The sequence below is a fragment of the Clostridioides sp. LIBA-6622 genome (assembly GCF_056716095.1).
On the sequence record NZ_CP196998.1, the window covers coordinates 1,242,060 to 1,261,247 of the forward strand.

19 protein-coding genes are annotated in these 19,188 nt (G+C 28.4%); 17 read left to right on the forward strand and 2 right to left on the reverse strand.

Annotated features, from left to right (window positions below):
• The first annotated feature begins 3 nt into the window (after positions 1-3).
• From steA to ACTG47_RS06060, 15 genes are all read left to right on the forward strand, one after another.
• A complete protein-coding gene (gene steA, locus ACTG47_RS05990; protein ID WP_169466142.1) occupies positions 4-1,125 on the forward strand; it encodes a putative cytokinetic ring protein SteA in 1,122 nt (373 codons plus the stop codon).
• A gap of 17 nt (positions 1,126-1,142) precedes the next feature.
• Positions 1,143-2,018 (forward strand): copper transporter, encoded by an 876-nt coding sequence (locus tag ACTG47_RS05995; protein ID WP_169466140.1) that lies wholly within the window; start codon positions 1,143-1,145, stop codon positions 2,016-2,018.
• Between the two features lie 23 nt (positions 2,019-2,041).
• Complete coding sequence (locus tag ACTG47_RS06000; protein ID WP_054269720.1) at positions 2,042-2,734, forward strand: glycosyltransferase family 2 protein; 693 nt, start codon at positions 2,042-2,044, stop codon at positions 2,732-2,734.
• A 7-nt stretch (positions 2,735-2,741) separates the two neighbouring features.
• Positions 2,742-3,566, forward strand: coding sequence for an MraY family glycosyltransferase (locus ACTG47_RS06005; RefSeq protein ID WP_169466136.1), 825 nt, complete (start codon positions 2,742-2,744; stop codon positions 3,564-3,566).
• 4 nt (positions 3,567-3,570) lie between these two features.
• Complete coding sequence (locus ACTG47_RS06010) at positions 3,571-4,638, forward strand: DUF3866 family protein (protein ID WP_479926472.1); 1,068 nt, start codon at positions 3,571-3,573, stop codon at positions 4,636-4,638.
• A 1-nt stretch (position 4,639) separates the two neighbouring features.
• Complete coding sequence (locus ACTG47_RS06015; RefSeq protein ID WP_479926473.1) at positions 4,640-5,176, forward strand: NUDIX hydrolase; 537 nt, start codon at positions 4,640-4,642, stop codon at positions 5,174-5,176.
• Between the two features lie 68 nt (positions 5,177-5,244).
• Positions 5,245-5,850, forward strand: coding sequence for a stage II sporulation protein M (locus ACTG47_RS06020; RefSeq protein WP_169466132.1), 606 nt, complete (start codon positions 5,245-5,247; stop codon positions 5,848-5,850).
• A gap of 11 nt (positions 5,851-5,861) precedes the next feature.
• Positions 5,862-6,776 (forward strand): tyrosine-type recombinase/integrase, encoded by a 915-nt coding sequence (locus ACTG47_RS06025; protein ID WP_169466130.1) that lies wholly within the window; start codon positions 5,862-5,864, stop codon positions 6,774-6,776.
• Positions 6,777-6,817: 41 nt separating this feature from the next.
• Positions 6,818-7,990 carry a phosphopentomutase gene (locus ACTG47_RS06030; RefSeq protein ID WP_169466128.1) on the forward strand — a complete coding sequence of 391 codons (1,173 nt, stop codon included), beginning with the start codon at positions 6,818-6,820 and terminating at the stop codon, positions 7,988-7,990.
• A 55-nt stretch (positions 7,991-8,045) separates the two neighbouring features.
• Positions 8,046-8,858 carry a purine-nucleoside phosphorylase gene (locus ACTG47_RS06035; protein WP_479926474.1) on the forward strand — a complete coding sequence of 271 codons (813 nt, stop codon included), beginning with the start codon at positions 8,046-8,048 and terminating at the stop codon, positions 8,856-8,858.
• A gap of 186 nt (positions 8,859-9,044) precedes the next feature.
• Positions 9,045-10,370: a pyrimidine-nucleoside phosphorylase gene (locus ACTG47_RS06040; protein WP_479926475.1), complete on the forward strand. Its 1,326-nt coding sequence runs from the start codon at positions 9,045-9,047 to the stop codon at positions 10,368-10,370.
• A 166-nt stretch (positions 10,371-10,536) separates the two neighbouring features.
• Positions 10,537-11,616: an endolytic transglycosylase MltG gene (mltG, locus tag ACTG47_RS06045; RefSeq protein WP_479926476.1), complete on the forward strand. Its 1,080-nt coding sequence runs from the start codon at positions 10,537-10,539 to the stop codon at positions 11,614-11,616.
• Positions 11,617-11,787: 171 nt separating this feature from the next.
• Positions 11,788-12,462: an O-methyltransferase gene (locus ACTG47_RS06050; protein ID WP_479926477.1), complete on the forward strand. Its 675-nt coding sequence runs from the start codon at positions 11,788-11,790 to the stop codon at positions 12,460-12,462.
• On the forward strand, positions 12,449-13,696 hold the full coding sequence (locus ACTG47_RS06055; RefSeq protein WP_479926478.1) for a peptidase U32 family protein: 1,248 nt from the start codon (positions 12,449-12,451) through the stop codon (positions 13,694-13,696). Before ACTG47_RS06050 ends, ACTG47_RS06055 begins: the two co-directional genes overlap by 14 nt.
• A gap of 71 nt (positions 13,697-13,767) precedes the next feature.
• Entirely contained in the window at positions 13,768-15,432 is a 1,665-nt protein-coding gene (locus ACTG47_RS06060) for a peptidoglycan D,D-transpeptidase FtsI family protein (RefSeq protein ID WP_479926479.1), read from the forward strand.
• Positions 15,433-15,525: 93 nt separating this feature from the next.
• On the opposite strand, the gene ACTG47_RS06065 is transcribed toward ACTG47_RS06060, so the two are convergent.
• Together ACTG47_RS06065 and ACTG47_RS06070 are read right to left on the reverse strand one after the other, a co-directional pair.
• Positions 15,526-15,798 carry a sigma-70 family RNA polymerase sigma factor gene (locus tag ACTG47_RS06065; RefSeq protein WP_169466390.1) on the reverse strand — a complete coding sequence of 91 codons (273 nt, stop codon included), beginning with the start codon at positions 15,796-15,798 and terminating at the stop codon, positions 15,526-15,528.
• Positions 15,799-15,823: 25 nt separating this feature from the next.
• On the reverse strand, positions 15,824-17,350 hold the full coding sequence (locus tag ACTG47_RS06070; protein WP_479926480.1) for a recombinase family protein: 1,527 nt from the start codon (positions 17,348-17,350) through the stop codon (positions 15,824-15,826).
• Positions 17,351-17,523: 173 nt separating this feature from the next.
• Between ACTG47_RS06070 and ACTG47_RS06075 the strand changes: the two genes are divergently transcribed.
• Both ACTG47_RS06075 and ACTG47_RS06080 read left to right on the forward strand, forming a co-directional pair.
• Entirely contained in the window at positions 17,524-18,336 is an 813-nt protein-coding gene (locus tag ACTG47_RS06075) for an FxLYD domain-containing protein (protein WP_479926481.1), read from the forward strand.
• Between the two features lie 209 nt (positions 18,337-18,545).
• On the forward strand, positions 18,546-18,704 hold the full coding sequence (locus ACTG47_RS06080; RefSeq protein WP_479926482.1) for a type I toxin-antitoxin system toxin: 159 nt from the start codon (positions 18,546-18,548) through the stop codon (positions 18,702-18,704).
• Positions 18,705-19,188: the final 484 nt, after the last annotated feature.

The following is a 19,188-nucleotide window of genomic DNA, read 5'->3' on the forward strand; positions in this document are numbered from 1 at the left end:
AAAATGAGAGTCGAGGCCCCTATAAAAGTAGATCGAAAAACCAAAAAACTTGCTAAAAGAGTTGAAAGTGGGGAAATAGCAGTTATAAATCATATCGATATAGATGAAGTTGCTGCAAACTCTTTAGTAGAAGCTAAAATAAAACTTGTCATAAATGCGGCTCCTTCTATAAGTGGTAGGTATCCCAATAAAGGTCCAGGAATATTAACTGAAAATAATATACTAATAATTGATAATATTGGAGAAGAATTATTTGAAGAATTAAAAGAAGGAGAAACTATAGAAGTTGTAGATGGAAAGATATATAGAGATGGAAAATTTTTAGGTGCAGGCGAAATTTTAGACAAGTATGAAGTTTCAAACCAAATAAAGGCTGCTTATGAGAATTTAGCTGTAGAATTGGATAGATTTATAGATAATACTATAGATTATGCTAAAAAAGAAAAAGGATTTATACTTGGAGAAGTAGAAATTCCAAAAGTGAAAACTAATTATGCGAATAAACATGTATTGATAGTTGTAAGAGGCCAGGACTATAAAGAAGATTTAAGTACAATGCTTTCTTATATAGAAGAGGTAAAGCCAGTATTGGTTGGTGTTGATGGAGGAGCTGATGCTTTAATTGAGTTTGGATACACTCCAGATGTAATCGTAGGAGATATGGATAGTGTAAGTGATGAAGCTTTAAAAAAGGCTAGTGAAATAGTAGTACATGCTTATACTGATGGAAGGGCTCCAGGTCTTAAGAGGGTTCAAGAATTAGGTCTAGATGCAATTGTATTTCCTGCACCAGGAACTAGTGAAGATATAGCTATGCTTATTGCTTATGAGTATAAAGCTGAGTTAATAGTGGCGGTTGGAACACATTCAAATATGATTGATTTCTTAGAAAAAGGAAGAAAAGGTATGGCAAGTACTTTTCTAGTTAGGCTTAAAATAGGTTCAAAACTTATAGATGCTAAAGGTGTTAATCTATTATATAGAAGTAAATTAAAAATAAAGTACATATGGGCATTAATAGCAACAGCTTTGTTTCCTGTATTGGTAGTTGCGTCACTGTCACCAGGAGTTCAACAATTTATACAACTAATGCAATTAAAGTTTAGAGTATTATTACAGATGTAAATTTTAGGAGGATAAATATGCATATTAATATGAAATATTATATAGTCACTATAGGTGCTATATTTATAGCTTTGGGTATAGGCATGTTAGTAGGATTTAATTTAAATAATAATCAACAATTAAGTGAACAACAAGCAAATATAATAAATGATTTAGATGACAAGTTTAATATTTTAAAAGAAAAAAATGATAAACTTGATGGTGATCTAGCCAATGTAAATAAAGATTATGAAGAAGCAGTTAATTTTATAAATAAAAATGTAGATAAGATTTTAGCTGGTTCGTTAAATGGTAAAAGCATAGGAATAATATCAGCTAATGAAAATGACGATTATACAAAAAATATAGAAGACATAATAAATAAATCTAATGGAAATATTGCATTCAACATAATATTAAAAGAAAATATAACAAATCCAGAAAAGTTAAAAGAAATCTCAACTAAATTAGGTACAGATATAAAAAATGCAAGTGATGCTGTCAATTATATAATGGATACCCTTAAAAAGGAAGATGCAAGTGATATTCTGACATATCTTCAAGAACTAGATGTAATAAAATTTAACTCTCTTGGAAATACATACCTAAAATATGATTCTGTTGTAATAGCTAGTGGAAATGATGCAAAAGATAGTGCAAAACAGTTTGAAAAAATAGAAAAGTTTGTAGTTTCAAAACTTAAATCAGAAAATAAATATTTAGTAGAAGTTCAAAATACAGGAGTTAAAACTTCTTATGTAGAACTATATTCTAAAAACAAGGTTGCAACTATAGATAATATTGACGAAGGAATAGGAAGTATATCTCTAGCTATTCTTTTACAACAAGGAAACATAGTTGGTAACTTTGGTAGATTAGATACTGCAACTTCATTGTTGCCATCTATTAAATAGAAATAATTTTAAGGAGAGAAGAAATGGATTCTTATATAAGTATAATAATACCAGCTTATAATGAAGAAAGTAGAATAAAATATACATTAGATAGTATAGTTGATATTAAACAAATAAACGAAATAATCGTTGTTGATGATGGTTCAATTGATAATACTGCTAAAGTTGTATCTGAATTAGAGAATGAAAAGATTAAATTTTTTAAGTTAGATAAAAATAGAGGTAAAGGATATGCTTTAAATTATGGTATTAAGTTAGCAATGAAAAATGCAGACATTATAGGATTTTTAGATGGAGATTTAGGAAGTTCTGCTAAAGAAGTTGAAAAATTAATAGTACCTATATTAAATGGTGATGCTGATGTTACTATAGCTAAGTTTCCTCCTGCAAAGAAAAAAGGAGGCTTGGGATTTGTAAAAGGATTAGCTAAAAATTCTGTATTTGAGATGACAGGTGTTGAGTTAGATGCAACTTTATCAGGTCAAAGAATATTTAAAAGAGAAGTTTTAGAAAAGTTTGATGAAATACCTTTTGGATATGGAGTAGAAGTTGGCATGACTATTGATATCTTAAAGTATGGATTCAAAATTAAAGAAGTATTAGTAAATATGACTCATAATGAAACAGGAAGAAATTTAAAAGGATTTATTCATAGAGGAAAACAGTATTATCATATCAAAAAGGTTTTAGGACAAAAAAAGAAAGAATGGAGGTAATATCTTAGTGGAAGATTATATACTTTATACCATTTTATTATTAACAGGATTATTTGGAACCTATGCTGTAATACCACTATTTAAAAATCTATTAATAAATGGAAATATACTTAGACCAAACTATAAAAAAGATATGATACCAGTAAGTATGGGAATTGTGTTTTTACCTATGGTTGTAATTAACGGAATAATACTTACTTTCTTTACTACAGAATTTAGGGATTTAACATATATATTTATGTTTATGTTTGGTATGATATCTATGTTTTTTGCAGGTATATTGGATGATATTATTGGAAATAGAGATGTAAGTGGTTTGAAGGGACATTTTAAAAGTTTATTCAAAGGAAGTCTTACAACAGGCGGGTTTAAAGCATTATTTGGTGGATTTGTAGGGCTTATAGTTTCTGTTGCTATATCAAAAGACATAGTTGATATAATAATAAACACACTAATAATAGCTCTATCAACTAACTTAATGAATCTATTGGATTTAAGACCAGGGAGAGCAATAAAAGTATATTTATTTATAATGGTGATTATATTTTTAACATTAACAGGTTTTGTTCAAGTTCTTCCATTGCTTATAGTGCCAAATGTGCTTGCATATTTCAATTATGACTTAAAAGCAAGGGCAATGATGGGAGATACTGGCTCAAATGTTCTTGGAATATCTATTGGAATTATGATTGCTTTTGGATATTCGTTTAATGTTAGATTGGGATGGTTAATATTTGTAGTTATTATGCATATATTCACTGAGAAATACTCATTAACTAAGATAATAGAAAAAAATAAATTATTAAATTTTATAGATAAATTAGGAAGGTAACATTATGATAAGTAAAAGAGTGGGGATTGTTGAATCAATAGTAAGCCAAACTGAAACGCTTGATGATATAAGAGTGAGTATAAATGGGGAAGTGCAAAGGGCATATAATTATTCAAAGCTATCTGGAACTATAAGTATAGGTGATGAAGTAGTTTTAAATACAACAGCAGTAGAACTGAGTTTAGGTACAGGTGGATACCATTTTGTAATAACTAATTTAAACAATTTAGAATCTACTTTAACTGAAGGTGGGCATATAATGAAACTTAGGTATACACCTTTCCAAATAAAAGTTGATTCTATTGAAGAACAAGAAAGTATTTATCATGATGAGTTTGGAAAATTTAAAGGATTAGAAGGTCTTTCTGTTGTAGTAGGAACTCTTCACAGTATGTTGACTCCATTTGCTGCTTCATTTAAAAGAAGTAATCCCAATAAAAAATTAGTATATATAATGACTGATGGGGCATCTCTTCCAATCTATTTAAGCAAAAATGTGGATACTTTAAAAGAAAAAAAATTGATAGACAATACTATAACGATAGGTAATGCGTTTGGTGGAGATTATGAATGTATAAATATATATACTGCACTAATTACAGCTAAAGAAATATTAAAAGCAGATGCAGTATTTGTAAGTATGGGACCAGGAATTGCTGGGACAGGAACAAAATATGGATTTACAGGAATTGAACAAGGCCCAATTCTTGATGCTGTAAAAAAACTTGGTGGAAGAGCAATAGCAATTCCAAGAATTAGTTTTGCTGATAAAAGAGAAAGGCATCAAGGTATTTCACATCATAGTATGACTGTATTTAAAGAGATTGTAAATGTAGATATAGATATACCAATAACTATATATGATGATGAAAAATTAAAATTTATAAAAGAACAAGTAATCTCAAATGGTTTAGATAAAAAGCATAATATAATTTATATAGATAATAATAAAACGAAAGAGGATTTAGACTATTTTAATCTAAAAGTAAAAAGTATGGGAAGAAATTACGAACAAGATGAGTCATTTTTTAAAGCTGCAAGCACAGCAGCATATTACTTAATGGAGGTTTAAGATGGTATTAGAAGAAAAAACTATTAGTAGTGATAGGGTTTATACAGGTAAAGTAATTACTTTAAAGGTCGATACTGTTGAAATTCCAGGGCAAGGATATCAAAAGAGGGAGTTAGTGGAAGTTGGTGGAGCAGTAGGAATAGTTGCAGTTACAGATGACAATAAGATTGTACTAGTTAAGCAATTTAGAAAGCCTATAGAAAAGCCAATTTTCGAAATTCCAGCTGGTAAATTAGAAAAAAATGAAAGTCCAAAAGAATGTGCTGAGAGAGAACTAAAAGAAGAAACTGGATATAGTGCAAAAAATATTAAATTAATACATAAATTTTTCACTTCAGCAGGTTTTTCTAATGAGATAATGTTTGTATATTTAGCAACTGGGCTTACTCCAGGGGAGAATAATTTAGATGCAGATGAGTTTTTAGATGTATATGAAGTTGAGTTTGAAGAAGCCTATAATATGGTATTAAAAAATGAAATTGAAGATGCAAAGACTTCTATTGGATTATTATTAGTAAAAGATATGTTTAAAAATTAATATTTATAAAAATGAATAACCCTTTGTCCTAAAGCATATTATTTTATAAAGGACAAGGGGGAATAAAATTGAGAAGAACATATAGAAAAAATGATTTTAGAGAATTAAATAGACAAATAATTATTATAGGATTATTGTTTATGATGTCTATTGTTATTGGGTCTTATATAAATAAAATCTTGCCAGGTTCTAGTGACAATATATTAAACAATATAAATCCTGCTGTAGAGTATTATAATCTAAATCTAAACATAAAAGAGACAGTTATACAAAATTTAAAGTCAGATGGAATTTTTATGGGCTCAATAGCTCTATTAAGTCTGTTTGTAGTAACAATTCCAGCAGTAATAGTAGTTTTCGTATTAAAAGGTATGTCAATAGGATATACAATAAATAGTTTTATATTAGCATTAAAGTTTAAAAGCGCGAAAATGATTTTAATAATATTATTTAAAAACTTGATTATTATTCCATGTGCAATCATATTAACATTAATTAGTCTAAGCTATTTCAAAGAAATGGTTTATGAGTTTAAAAAGAATAACAGAAAAAATATGCAATTTTTAATTAAGAGGTATATACTAAATATTATAATTATAATAGCACTATCATTGGGGTTGCAATTAATATTAAATACTGCAAGTATTGGTATTATTAAGTTCCTAGTTAAATAAAGGAGTTTATAATGGATATTATAGAGGGATATATAGATTACATAAAAGATAAAAAAAGATTATCAGAAAATACAGTGGCATCATACTTTATGGATATAAAAAAATATATGGAATATATAAATCAAAAAAGTATTAAACTAGTAGATATAGTTGAAAATGATATTATAAGTTATTTAATAAAGTTGGAAAAAGATAATGTATCAATAGCTACAATAGCGAGGATGATATCCTCTATAAAATCTTTTCATGATTATTTATTTTTAAATCATGTATGTACAAACAATCCTGCAAAGGACATAAAAAAACCTAAAATAAAGAAAGAAAATATAAATATACTTACAGAAGAAGAAATTGAAAGGTTACTAAAGTTTCCAAAGTTAACAACACCTAAGTTGATTAGGGACAAGGCTATTTTTGAAGTATTATATGGTACTGGTATAAAAGTATCTGAATTAGTAGATATGAACATAGAAGATGTTGACTTGGATATTGATTATATATATTGTAATTCTTGTTGTAAAAGTCAAAGAGTGATACCACTTTGTGATATCACAAAACTTTACTTAGACAAGTATTTAAAAGAAGCAAGACCTAAAATGGCTGTGGAAGGTGAAAATTCTTTATTTGTAAGTTCATTAGGTCAAAGGTTTACACGACAAGGTCTTTGGAAAGTCATAAAAAAATATTCTAATTTAGCTAATATAGATAAAAATATAAATCCTACAATGCTTAGACATTCGTTTGCAATTCATTTGTTAAATGAAGGTGCTAACATTGCTGTTGTAAGTAAAATTTTAGGAAATGTTAATCTATCTAGCCTTCAAGTATATTTAAATCATATAGATAAAAACGTGAGAAGAGAAATAAAGGAAAAGCATCCTAGAAATGATATTGATATAGAATTACAAAAGGCGGAGGCTAAATAGACTGTATAGCAAATTTTATAATTTAAAAGGAGCGTATTTATATGAGCAGAGTGATTTGGATTGTAATTGACAGTGTTGGGATAGGAGCATTGCCTGATGCTGAAAAATTTGGAGACAGTAAGGATGTAAGTACTCTTGGAAATATATTTAAGGAATATCCAGATATACAAATTCCTAATATGAGAAAATTAGGGATAGGAAATATAGATGGTGTAGATTTTTTTGAAAGTATAAAAGAGCCAATAGGTTGTTTTGGAAAATGCAAGGAAATGTCTCAAGGAAAAGATACTACTACTGGTCATTGGGAAATGACTGGTATAATAGTTGACAAACCATTTAAAACATTTGAACATGGATTTTCAAAAGAAATAATAGAAGAATTTGAGCAAAAAACTGGCAGAAAAGTAATAGGAAACAAACCAGCTTCAGGAACTGTAATAATTGATGAATATGGAGAACACCAAATAAAAACTGGTGATGTAATAGTATATACCTCAGCTGATAGTGTATTTCAAATAGCTGCTAATGAAGAAGTAATCCCACTAGAAGAACTTTATAATATGTGTAAAATAGCTAGGGAAATAATGATGGGAGATAATGCAGTTGCTAGAGTAATTGCTAGACCATTTATAGGGAAGAAAACAGGTGAATTTGTTAGAACTTCAAATAGAAGAGACTATTCATTAGACCCATTTGAACCAACAGTTCTCGATAATATAAAAGAGTCAGGGCTTGATGTTTTAGCAGTTGGAAAAATAGAAGATATTTTTAATGGAAAAGGAATTACAGATGCTATCCATACTAAAAGCAATATGGATGGGGTAGACGAAACTTTAAATTATATGCAACAAGAAAATAAAGGTTTGATATATTCTAATCTTGTAGATTTTGATTCTAAATATGGTCATAGAAGAGATGCAGAAGGATATAAGAAGGCTCTTGAAGAGTTTGACGGTAGACTTCCTGAAATAATGGATAATATGAGAGAAGATGATGTTCTTATAATCAATGCAGACCATGGAAATGACCCAACATATAGAGGTACAGACCATACAAGAGAATATATACCAGTCATGATTTATGGTAATAAGATTAAAAAGGGATTTAATTTAGGAATAAAAGATACTTTTGCTGATATTGGAGCAACTGTTGCAGATATACTAGATGTAAAATTGCCTAAACATGGGTCAAGTTTTAAAAAAGAATTGTTCTAAATTAAAAGATAAATAAAAGTTAAAAAATTTACCTTAATAGAATGGAGGGATTGGAATGTTTGAAAAGATAGAACAAAGTAGCAAATTTATAAATTCCAAAATTAGTATAAAACCTAAAATTGGTTTGATATTGGGTTCTGGACTTGGAGATTTGGCAAATGATATAGAAGATTCTGTCATAATTAAATATAGTGAAATTCCAAATTTCCCTGTATCAACAGTAGAAGGACATGCTGGTCAACTTGTTATTGGAAAGCTTGAAGGAAAAGAAGTAATTGCTATGCAGGGGAGATTTCATTACTATGAAGGGTATTCTCAGAAAGAAGCGACTTTTCCAGTAAGAGTGATGAAAGCTTTAGGAGTTGAAATTCTTATAGTAACCAATGCTGCTGGAGGCGTAAATAAAAAGTTTAAAGCAGGAGATTTAATGATTATAAGAGACCATATAAATTTTAGTGGAGGTAATCCATTAGTAGGGAAAAATGATGATAGACTTGGAGCTAGATTTCCAGATATGTCAGACGCTTATTCTTCTAAGTATGTAAATATAGTCAAAGATTGTGCAAAAGAATACAATATAGATGTAAAAGAAGGCGTTTATATGTTTTTTAGTGGACCAAACTATGAAACACCAGCAGAAGTAAGAATGGCTCAAATCTTAGGAGCAGATGCTGTAGGAATGTCTACTGTTCCAGAAGTCATAGTAGCTGCACATTCTAATATTGGTGTTATTGGTATATCTTGTATAACAAATATGGCTGCTGGCATCTTAAATCAGCCATTAAGTCATGAGGAAGTAATACAAACTACTCAAAAAGTTAAATCAGAATTTATAAATTTAGTTAAGAGTACAGTTAAAAATTTATAAATATTTTGGGTGTATTTATATTTAAATAGTCAATGTATTATTTGAAAAGAATTAATAAGAAGCTGTCTTGATATAGAAAGTTATTTCTAATAAGAGACAGTTTTTTTATAATACTATAACATTTGAAAGTGTTTTAAATTTTAATATTTATTCAAATTATTACAGGTTAGGATGGAGATTTCAAGTATGAGAATGTATGATATTATAAAAAAGAAGAGAGATAAACTAGAACTTAGTAAAGAAGAAATACATTATTTTATAGAAAACTATTCAAAAGGAGATATACCCGATTATCAGGCATCTGCACTATTAATGTCTATTTATCTAAATAAGATGAATAAACAAGAAACTGTATATCTTACAGAAGCAATGATGAACTCTGGTGACATTATAAAGCTATCAGATATAGAGGGTATAAAGGTGGACAAGCATAGTACTGGAGGTGTAGGAGATAAGACTACCATAGCTCTTATACCTTTAGTTGCTTCATGTGGAGCACCAGTTGCAAAAATGTCTGGGAGAGGTCTTGGTCATACTGGTGGTACTATTGATAAATTGGAGTCTATACCAGGTTTTTCAACAGAAATGGATATAAATAAATTTATTGATTCTGTAAATAAGTCTAAAATAGCAGTATGTGGTCAAAGTGCAAAGGTAGCAATTGCAGATAAGAAAATATATGCACTTAGAGATGTTACAGCAACTGTTGATAATATATCATTAATAGCATCTAGTGTAATGTCTAAGAAATTATCTTCAGGAGCTGATGCAATTGTGCTCGATGTAAAAACTGGAGATGGAGCATTTATGAAGACTTTAGAAGAGTCTTTTGAATTAGCAAAATCTATGGTTGATATAGGTACTGGCATGAATAAAGATACAATAGGGATTGTAACAGATATGGATGAACCTTTAGGTTTTGCAGTAGGAAATTCTTTAGAAGTTATAGAGGCAATTGAAACTTTAAAAGGAAATGGACCTGAAGACCTTGTTGAGCTATGTGAAGTATTAGGAGCATATATGTTAGTTTTATCAAAGATTGCACATGATTTTGATGATGGTGTTGAAAAAATAAGAGAATCCATAAAATCTGGCAGTGCTATACAGAAGCTTAAAGAATTTATAGAAAATCAAGGTGGAAATAAAAATGTAGTAGATGATTATTCTTTATTCAAAAAACCAAAGTATAGACATCCAATTAAATCAACTAAATCAGGTTATATAAATAAAATTAAGGCTGAAGAAGTTGGTTTATCAGCAATGATTCTAGGAGCAGGTAGAGAGACTAAGGATGATATTTTGGATTTATCAGCAGGGATAATTTTAGAAAAGAAAGTTGGAGATTATGTAAATGAAGGTGAAGTCTTAGCATATTTGTATTATGATGATGAAAAAAAGCTTTTACTGGCAAAAGACAGATTTATTAATTCTTATTCGATTGTAGATAAAAAAATGGAAAAAAATAAATTAATCTATGGTATAGTAACTCAAGATGGAATCAAAAAGTTTTAGAAAATTTTAGAAAAGTGATTATAAAAGGCCTAACATGTCAAAAATAGTGTTAGGTTTTTTATTTTTTTGATATATAAATAAGTTTATTCTACAAGGTGATTGAAAATTAAAGTATCTAGCTTTATAATAGAAAATGGATAAATATACATAAGGAGTAGATTATATTATGAATTTTAAAGAAAATAGATTAAAAATAGCAGCATTAATAATTGTTATTTTAATTATCTTAGCAGGAGTGTTTGTGTCCATGCAAATAGGTCCTTATAATAAAAATAACAAGAATGATGTAATTATTGATATTCCAAGTGGAGCATCTGTCGGAAAAATATCTGACATATTATATGAAAATAAATTAATAAAAAATGAACTATTATTTAAACTCTTGGTAAAGGTTAGTAATAAAGCTCCATCTATAAAGTCAGGAACATATTTACTTAACCAATCGTATTCAAATAATGATATAATAAGTCTTTTGGCTTCAGGTAAAATATATCATGATGGTGTAAAAGTTACTATTCCAGAAGGAGCTACATCTAAAGAAATTATAGCTATGTTAGTGAATAAAAATTTGGGAGATAAAGCTACTTTTGAAAATTTAATAAAAAAACCTCAAGAATTTTACGATAAATTTGTATACTTGAAGGAAGATGGAATAACTTCTTTAGAAGGGTTCTTATATCCAGAAACTTATTATTTTAACTCAAAGAAACAATCAGAAGAAGATATTTTAAGCGAAATGTTAAAGGTATTTGACAGTAAATATACGGACAAGCTTAAAAATAAACAAAAAGAATCAAAGATGACTCTTCAAGAAGTAATGGAAATGGCTTCAATAATTGAGAAAGAAGCAGTACTTGATAAAGATAGACCAATAATAGCAAGTGTGTTTTATAATAGACTTAAGGTAGGTATGCCTCTCCAATCGGATGCGACAATACAATATATATTTGATGAGAGGAAAAAAATCGTAACATATGATGATTTAAAAATTGATTCACCATATAATAGTTATAAAAACAAAGGTTTGCCTCCTACACCAATATCAAATCCTGGTATAAAATCTATTGAAGCGGCATTATATCCAGATAAAACTGATTATCTGTACTTTGTAGCTAAGATTGATGGTGGAAATAACTACAGCACAAACTACCAAGACCATTTAAAATATGTCAAAGAATATAAAGAAGCAAGAGATAAACAAGGCAAAGATACAAAAACAACAAATAAAGAAAATACAAAAAAATAAACAATGATTATAAAAAGTCTAACAGGGTAAGAATAATGTTGGGCTTTTTTATTGAAAATTGTTATTCTTAGATTTATAATAAAGAAAGTGTAAACATATATAACAATATGAATTTTAAAAATAATAAATTAAAACAATATTTTAATGCTTATTATTTTAGGGAGTGTTTTTATGAGTAATATAGTTAATGACTTAGTTGAAGATTATATAAGAGTGACATTAAAAGAAAAAGAAGGACTTTTAAAAGATTTAGAAATTTATGCAGAGGAAAATAGTGTTCCTATAATACATAAAGAAGTTTCAGATTTGTTAAAAGTTTTATTAAAGATTCAAAAGCCAAAGAGAGTTTTAGAAGTAGGATGTGCAATTGGGTATTCTTCTATTTTTTTTGCAACTATTATAGGGAAAGATGCAGATATAATAACTGTTGAGAGAAATGAAAAAATGATAGAAAAAGCAAAAGTAAATATAAAATTAGCTGGATTTGACAATAACATAACTATACTAGAAGGAGATGCAGAAGAAAAACTTAGTCAAGTCCAAGGTGAATTCGACCTTATATTTATAGATGCAGCTAAAGGTCAATATAAGTTGTTTTTTGATTTAGTTATAGATAAATTAAAAGATGGTGGACTTTTAGTATCTGATAATATTTTATATAAAGGTATGGTTGCACATGATGATTTCGTTATAAGAAGAAAGAAAACCATAGTAAAAAGAATGAGAAATTATTTAGATTATATATGTAATTGTGACTATTTAAGTACATCATTGATACCAATAGGTGATGGTGTAGCACTAAGTTATAAAGAAAGTAAAAGAGGTGACGTAGATGGAATTAAATAAAGTTGAACTTTTAGCTCCAGCAGGTGATTTGGAGAGATTAAAAATAGCTATAACATATGGAGCGGATGCTGTTTATATAGGTGGAGAAATTTTTGGGATGAGGTCTGCTGCAAAAAATTTTAGTAAGGAAGATATGGCAGAAGGAGTAGCTTTTGCACATGAAAGAGGTAAAAAAGTATTTGTAACAGTAAATATAATACCTCATAATGAAGATTTTCTACAATTAGAAGGTTATTTGTTGGAATTAGAGGAGATAGGAATAGATGCAGTTATAATAGCTGATCCAGGAGTTCTTAGTGTTATTAAAAAAGTAATTCCAAATATGGAAATACATTTAAGTACACAAGCAAATACTACTAACTATTTAAGTGCAAAATTTTGGTACGAGCATGGTATAAAAAGAGTTGTAGTGGCAAGAGAATTATCTTTTGATGAAATATCTGAGATAAGAGCAAAAACACCTTTAGACATGGATATAGAGGCGTTTATGCATGGAGCTATGTGTATATCTTATTCTGGTAGATGTCTAATAAGTAATTATATGACTGGAAGAGATGCAAACAAAGGTTCTTGTGCTCAATCTTGTAGATGGCAATATCACTTAGTAGAAGAAAAAAGACCTGGTGAGTATTTCCCAATATATGAAGATGAAAGAGGAACATTCTTCTTTAATTCAAAAGATTTATGTATGATAGAGTATATACCAGAATTAATCAAATCTGGTATAACAAGTTTAAAGATAGAAGGTAGAATGAAGACTTCATACTATGTAGCCACTGTTGTAAGAGCATACAGAATGGCAATAGATGAATTTTACAAAGACCCAGAAAACTGGAAGTTCAATCCAATGTGGATGGAAGAATTAAAGAAAGGTAGTCATAGACATTTTACATCAGGTTTTTACTTGAATAAGCCAACAACAGAAGACCAAAACTATCAGTCAGCATCATATGTTAGAAACTATGATTTTATAGGTATAGTTAGAGAAGCAGAAGGTGAAGATGGTCTTGTTGTGGTTGAGCAAAGAAATAAAATGTGTGTTGGTGATGAAATAGAGGTCATGGGACCATATAAAGAAACTATGTTCACTAAAATTGAAGAAATGTATAATGAAGAAGGAGAAGCTATAGAATCAGCTCCTCATCCTAGACAAATAGTGAAATTAAAGTTATCAGTAAAAGTTGGCAAGGATTATATGCTTAGAAAAGTTATAGAAGAAAAGGTTGAAGAATAATAAAAATTTGATAAAGATAGTATTAGCCCCTTAGAAATTGTCAATAATGAAATTATCTAAGGGGTGATTTCATGTCAAAAAAGAAGACTCCATTTTTGAAAAAAGTGGGAAAGAGAAGCTGGTATATATTTACTATAATTTTAATAATTTATAGTGTTTTAATTTATAGGCTAGTTGATATACAAGTATTAAAAGGTGATAAATACAAACAAAGTGTAGAATCACAAAGTGTTGAGAAAGTAGAGTTAAATAGTGGAAGAGGAATAATCTACGATAGAAATAACAAGAAACTTACAGATACAAGTAAGACTCAAGTATTGGTAGTTGAAAAAGAAAAATTAAATAATAACTATAAGATTTTAGAGCTTGTTAAGAAGGCTACTAAGATGAAAGATTTGGATATATATAAAGCTATACAAGAACAATTAACACATCCTATAATACAGATTCAGACTAAAAATATTGATAATAGTATGAAAAAAGAGCTTGAGAAAAACGGGATAATGATAGAAGAAAAAACTATGCGATATTCAAAATATGGTTTATTGTCACATACAATAGGATATATAAAAGAAGATGATAAATCGGGGCAAACAGGAATCGAGAAAAGTATGGATAATGTACTTAGAAATTCAAATGAAAAGTATATAAGTGCTTTTAAAGCTGGTGATGCAGGAAATGAAAAATCTCTAAACATACTAAAAGGGAGTGTAAAAACTATTGATGATAAGGCTAAAGATAGACATCTAAAAACAACAATTGATTATGATATTCAAAAAAAATTAGAACAGATACTAAATAAAGAAGAAAATCCTACAGCAGTGGTAATTTCGGAAGCGTCTACAGGTGAAATTCTTGCAATGTGTTCTAGACCTAATTTTGACCAAAATGACATATCAAAAAGTTTAAAAGGAAAAAATGGTGAATTTGAAAATAGGGTTATAAAAGCGACATATCCACCAGGGTCTGTATTTAAGATGGTAGTTTTATTTTCTGCACTTGAAAATGGTGTTGTAGACGAGAACTATACTTACACTTGTACAGGAAAGACTAAAGTTGGAAATACTAATGAAATATTAAGATGTAATAAAAGGAATGGTCATGGTTTCCAAAATCTAAGACAAACTTTTTCAAATTCATGTAATCCTGCATTTTTAGATATAGCTATGAAACTTGGTAAAGAAAAGATACTTAAATCCGCTGAAAAGTTGCATTTATTTGAAAAGGTTGATATTGGTCTTGATGAAGAAAAAGCTAGAGAAGCACCAAAAAATATATCAATACGAAATTTAGCTATAGGACAAGAAAATATAGAATTTACACCACTTCAAATAAATCAAATGACTCAAATAATTGCTAATAATGGGACATTCAAACCATTATATTTATATAAAAGTCTTGTTGATAATGATATGAATACAATAAAAACTTACAAGTCTTCAAAAAAAGAAGAACTTATTTCTCCTTATGTGTGTACACAAGTTAAAGAAATTATGAAGTCTGTATCTAAGGTTGGTACAGCTAAAGACTTAAAAGATTTAGAAGGTGGAAGTGGAGTTAAAACTGGCACAGCTCAAAGTAGTTTGAATAAAAAAGCAATAGACCATGGATGGATAACTGGATTTTATCCTGAAAAAAGACCTAAATATGTAATAACTGTATTAGTAGAAGGAACTCAAAAAGGAAGTAAATCCGCAATACCTATATTTAAAGAAATATGTGAAAGTATACAATAAAATTATATTATAAAATTTAAGGATATATCGTAATTTTTAGATGAAAGACTATGTCTAATACTTATACGATATATCCTTTAAAAAATTATAATATTAACTTTCTTGAACAAGCTCTTTTTCTAGTTTTTTAAGAGCTTTTTTTTCGATTCTAGATACATATGACCTCGATATATCGAGTTTTTGTGCAATTTCTCTTTGAGTTTTATACCCATAAGGAGTTAACCCATATCTTAACTGGACAATTTCTCTTTCTCTAGGAGTGAGAATTTTGTTTAGTTGCTCATAAAGTTTTCCGACTTGAACTTTTAGCTCAACTTCATCAAGAACATGGTTAGCCTCTGTACCAAGTATATCTAAAAGACTTATTTCATTACATACTACGCTTTATATGTTATTGATATAACTGGTTTTCATATAACTTCAGGTGGACTATTAACTCAAAGGAATCTAGTTTCTGCTCTTTAGATTTGTAATAAACAGCTCTATCAATAACCGATTTCAAAAGTTTATTCTTTCCAAGAGAGTCTGAATCATGATAAAGAGATAGCACTGTTTTAATATCTTCTATTATTTTTGAAGTATCTTTTTTAACTGTATCTAATTTATTTTTTAGTGTTTTTATTGAGATTTTAATTTCTTCAGTTCTTGAGTCTATATTATTAGACCTCTCAATAAATGTATCTTCGTCATATATGCCACGTTCTAACAAATCATACAACTTATTTTTTTGTTTATCTAATTCTTTTAATTCAGTTTCTAAGCCTTTCAATACTCGTTTTTGAAACTCTATATCATTATCAGTATTATTTTTCTTTAAATCTATATCAGATATTTTTAGTTGATATTTTTTTACTGCATCTTCTAATGATTTTAAAATAGCAGATTCAACAAATTCAAAGCGAGAACTTTTATTACACCCAGGGTGATAACAAATTATATAATCGTGGTCTGTATATGGTCTATACACTAGAGGCCTACCACAGTTTTTGCATATTACTATGCCTGCAAGTGGATTTTTTATTTGATTACCATAACTTACATGACCATTTTTATTAAGGATATTTTGAGCCTTTTTCCAAATCAATTCACTTACTATAGGTTCATGCTTGCCCTTAGCTTCAATCCATTCGTCTTTAGGTCTTAATTTAACTGTTTTTATTTTATTTGGATTTTTAGATTTTTTGTAATCTTTCTTTTGCCATTGAATATAACCGCAATAAACTTTGTTTTTTATTATATTTGTTATTGCAGAGTTATACCAACTAGCTCCTGTAGCAGTTTTAATTCCTAGGTTGTTTAGATATTTAGATATTTTACTACAACCCATATCTTCATTAATATATAGGTCAAAGATAATTTTAACTACATCAGCATCTTTATTTGGGACAAGAATTCTTTCTTTTCTACCTGTAGTTACAGCATCGTATCCAAATGGAGCAGAAGTACCTATGAAATTTCCTTCTTCAACTGATTTTATTCTTCCTCTTTGCATTCTTCTTGATATAAGTTTTAGCTCTTTTCTTGCCATAAATGCTTCAAATTCTGAATATTCCTCATCAAATTCATCTGTTAAATCATAAGTTTTTCTAGGTGTTATAATTTTAGTTTTACTTTCTTTAAAAGTTTCTAAGATTATACCTTGGTCTTTCATATCTCCACGACCAAGTCTGTCTAAATCCATCACTAATACTGAATCATATTTATTTTCTTCAACTTCTTTTAGAAGTTCAATCATTTTTGGTCTATGTATTATACTTTCTCCAGATACTAGTTCTTCTTTTATTTCAATTACATTTAGATTTTGGTCTTTTGCCAGTTTTAATAGAGTTGATTTATGTCTGCTTAGAGTTTCGAATTCTCCTTGTTTTTCTGCCTCTTCATCAGCACGAGATTTTCTTAGGTATATAGCAACACTCATATAAGTAATCACACTCCTTGAATATAGTATATTAGTTATATAAGGAGATATTTCATGTTAAGCAAAATTAGTTGAAATTGTAAAAATAGTATGAAAATATTGCATGAATCGACAGTATCCAATTGGAATATATAGTATAATGCAATTGAAAACAATTTCTAGGGGGGAATTATATGTGTAATTTAAAAAAAATATTAAGTCTACTTATGGTAATGTTACTATCAGTTTTTATGGTGGCATGTTCTAGTGGGGGAGAAACAAAAGATGAAAGTAAAGGTAAGGATAAGCAATTTATTGAGGATTTAGGAAAAGGTCTAAAAGAAAGATGGGCTTTGGCATCTAAAGATGAAGCTGGGACATTAAATCTAAAGGAGAATGAAGCTTATGAGAAGTTTGTTAAAGTAGAAATGGATGCTGTATCAAAGTATAAAGATGCTGAGTTTGATAGTCCAGAACTTGGAAAATTAGCAAAAGATTATATAAAAGCTCTTGAAGATTCAAAAGAATCTATAAAATATTATTCAAAAGATGAATTAAAGTTTTTAGAACTTTGGGAAAAGCCTTATAATGAAAGAAGTACGATTTTGTTGACTTTAGTTGATAAGTTTGGTTTAAAAGTAGATGAAAAAGAATTTAAGGTATTAAAGGATAATGCACAAATTGTAAATGAAGAAAATGCATCAAAAGAAAAAATTGATGCTATGGTTAAAGGTATAAAATTTGAAAAGGTAAAGGATGAGTATGATTGGAAGACTTATCAAGCTACTGTAGAAAATACAAGTGATTTAGACCTTCAAGACTTTTATCTAGATATAAATTTAATAGATAAAGATGGTGTAATAATTGATACACAAACATCAACATCGATAAATGGAACTTGGGAAAAAGGACAAAAAGTTAGGCTTGAGTTTGATACAGATAAGGACTTTGAAAAAATAGAGTGGACACCTCATTATTCTGCAAATAACTATAGTATACTTGAATAGATGATAGAGATTTAAGGGTAATAAAGAAAGTACTTTCTTATTTCAGAGAGTACTTTTTTATTAGATAAATTATAAATGTATTATAATTATATAAATTACGAGAATATGTTATAATAATTCTAGCAAGAAGTTGTAACCTACAATCTAAGAGTGGAGTTCATGCAAACAAAGGATTATCCTCCCAATTTTAAGAAGGGAGGTGATTATGTATGGATAATTTTTTACTAAGTATATTAGCCAGTATTTTGGCTAGCTATATAGCTAACTTGATAAGTAAGTTATTTAGAAAACGTAAAAAACCACTCAAAGCTGGCACTAAGAGTGGTTGGGAATTTGACTTTAAAATCAAATTCCATAAGTTTAAATAATTTCTAGTTTTTTAATCACGAACTTCACTCTACACCACATAGATTGCAGTTCTTCTTGCTTTTATTATATCATAAATTGGTATAAATATTCAAAAATAATAATTTTACTACATAGTAAAATTATATATTATAGTTTTTATACCATTAATTTCATTAAGTTTATACTTTTCTTTTGCCTATCAAATTAAGTACATCTCAATCATTTGAAGACATTTAAATCTTTAAAAAATTTTCATAATTTACATTATTATATGTTTTAATTGAGCAACATCTCTATTCCAACTAACTCCCATAAAATAATTTACAACATAAATTGAAGACAATGTACCTATTATTGCAATCGTTATTCATACTATATTTTCAGCTTTAAAATCTTATTGCTAAATTATGTGATAAACAACTGTCTATATAAAGTGTCTGCTTTGTTTAAGTTTATACATATTGTTTTTACTATTGATTAAAGTAATATTTAAAATTTAAAGTA

What these genes read in the sequence shown, in the direction of transcription:
- steA (WP_169466142.1), top strand. Translation starts at nt 4, where the DNA reads ATGAGAGTCGAGGCCCCTATAAAAGTAGATCGAAAAACCAAAAAACTT.
- ACTG47_RS05995 (WP_169466140.1), top strand. Translation starts at nt 1,143, where the DNA reads ATGCATATTAATATGAAATATTATATAGTCACTATAGGTGCTATATTT.
- ACTG47_RS06000 (WP_054269720.1), top strand. Translation starts at nt 2,042, where the DNA reads ATGGATTCTTATATAAGTATAATAATACCAGCTTATAATGAAGAAAGT.
- ACTG47_RS06010 (WP_479926472.1), top strand. Translation starts at nt 3,571, where the DNA reads ATGATAAGTAAAAGAGTGGGGATTGTTGAATCAATAGTAAGCCAAACT.
- ACTG47_RS06015 (WP_479926473.1), top strand. Translation starts at nt 4,640, where the DNA reads ATGGTATTAGAAGAAAAAACTATTAGTAGTGATAGGGTTTATACAGGT.
- ACTG47_RS06025 (WP_169466130.1), top strand. Translation starts at nt 5,862, where the DNA reads ATGGATATTATAGAGGGATATATAGATTACATAAAAGATAAAAAAAGA.
- ACTG47_RS06030 (WP_169466128.1), top strand. Translation starts at nt 6,818, where the DNA reads ATGAGCAGAGTGATTTGGATTGTAATTGACAGTGTTGGGATAGGAGCA.
- ACTG47_RS06035 (WP_479926474.1), top strand. Translation starts at nt 8,046, where the DNA reads ATGTTTGAAAAGATAGAACAAAGTAGCAAATTTATAAATTCCAAAATT.
- ACTG47_RS06040 (WP_479926475.1), top strand. Translation starts at nt 9,045, where the DNA reads ATGAGAATGTATGATATTATAAAAAAGAAGAGAGATAAACTAGAACTT.
- mltG (WP_479926476.1), top strand. Translation starts at nt 10,537, where the DNA reads ATGAATTTTAAAGAAAATAGATTAAAAATAGCAGCATTAATAATTGTT.
- ACTG47_RS06050 (WP_479926477.1), top strand. Translation starts at nt 11,788, where the DNA reads ATGAGTAATATAGTTAATGACTTAGTTGAAGATTATATAAGAGTGACA.
- ACTG47_RS06055 (WP_479926478.1), top strand. Translation starts at nt 12,449, where the DNA reads ATGGAATTAAATAAAGTTGAACTTTTAGCTCCAGCAGGTGATTTGGAG.
- ACTG47_RS06060 (WP_479926479.1), top strand. Translation starts at nt 13,768, where the DNA reads ATGTCAAAAAAGAAGACTCCATTTTTGAAAAAAGTGGGAAAGAGAAGC.
- ACTG47_RS06070 (WP_479926480.1), bottom strand. Translation starts at nt 17,350, where the DNA reads ATGAGTGTTGCTATATACCTAAGAAAATCTCGTGCTGATGAAGAGGCA.
- ACTG47_RS06075 (WP_479926481.1), top strand. Translation starts at nt 17,524, where the DNA reads ATGTGTAATTTAAAAAAAATATTAAGTCTACTTATGGTAATGTTACTA.
- ACTG47_RS06080 (WP_479926482.1), top strand. Translation starts at nt 18,546, where the DNA reads ATGGATAATTTTTTACTAAGTATATTAGCCAGTATTTTGGCTAGCTAT.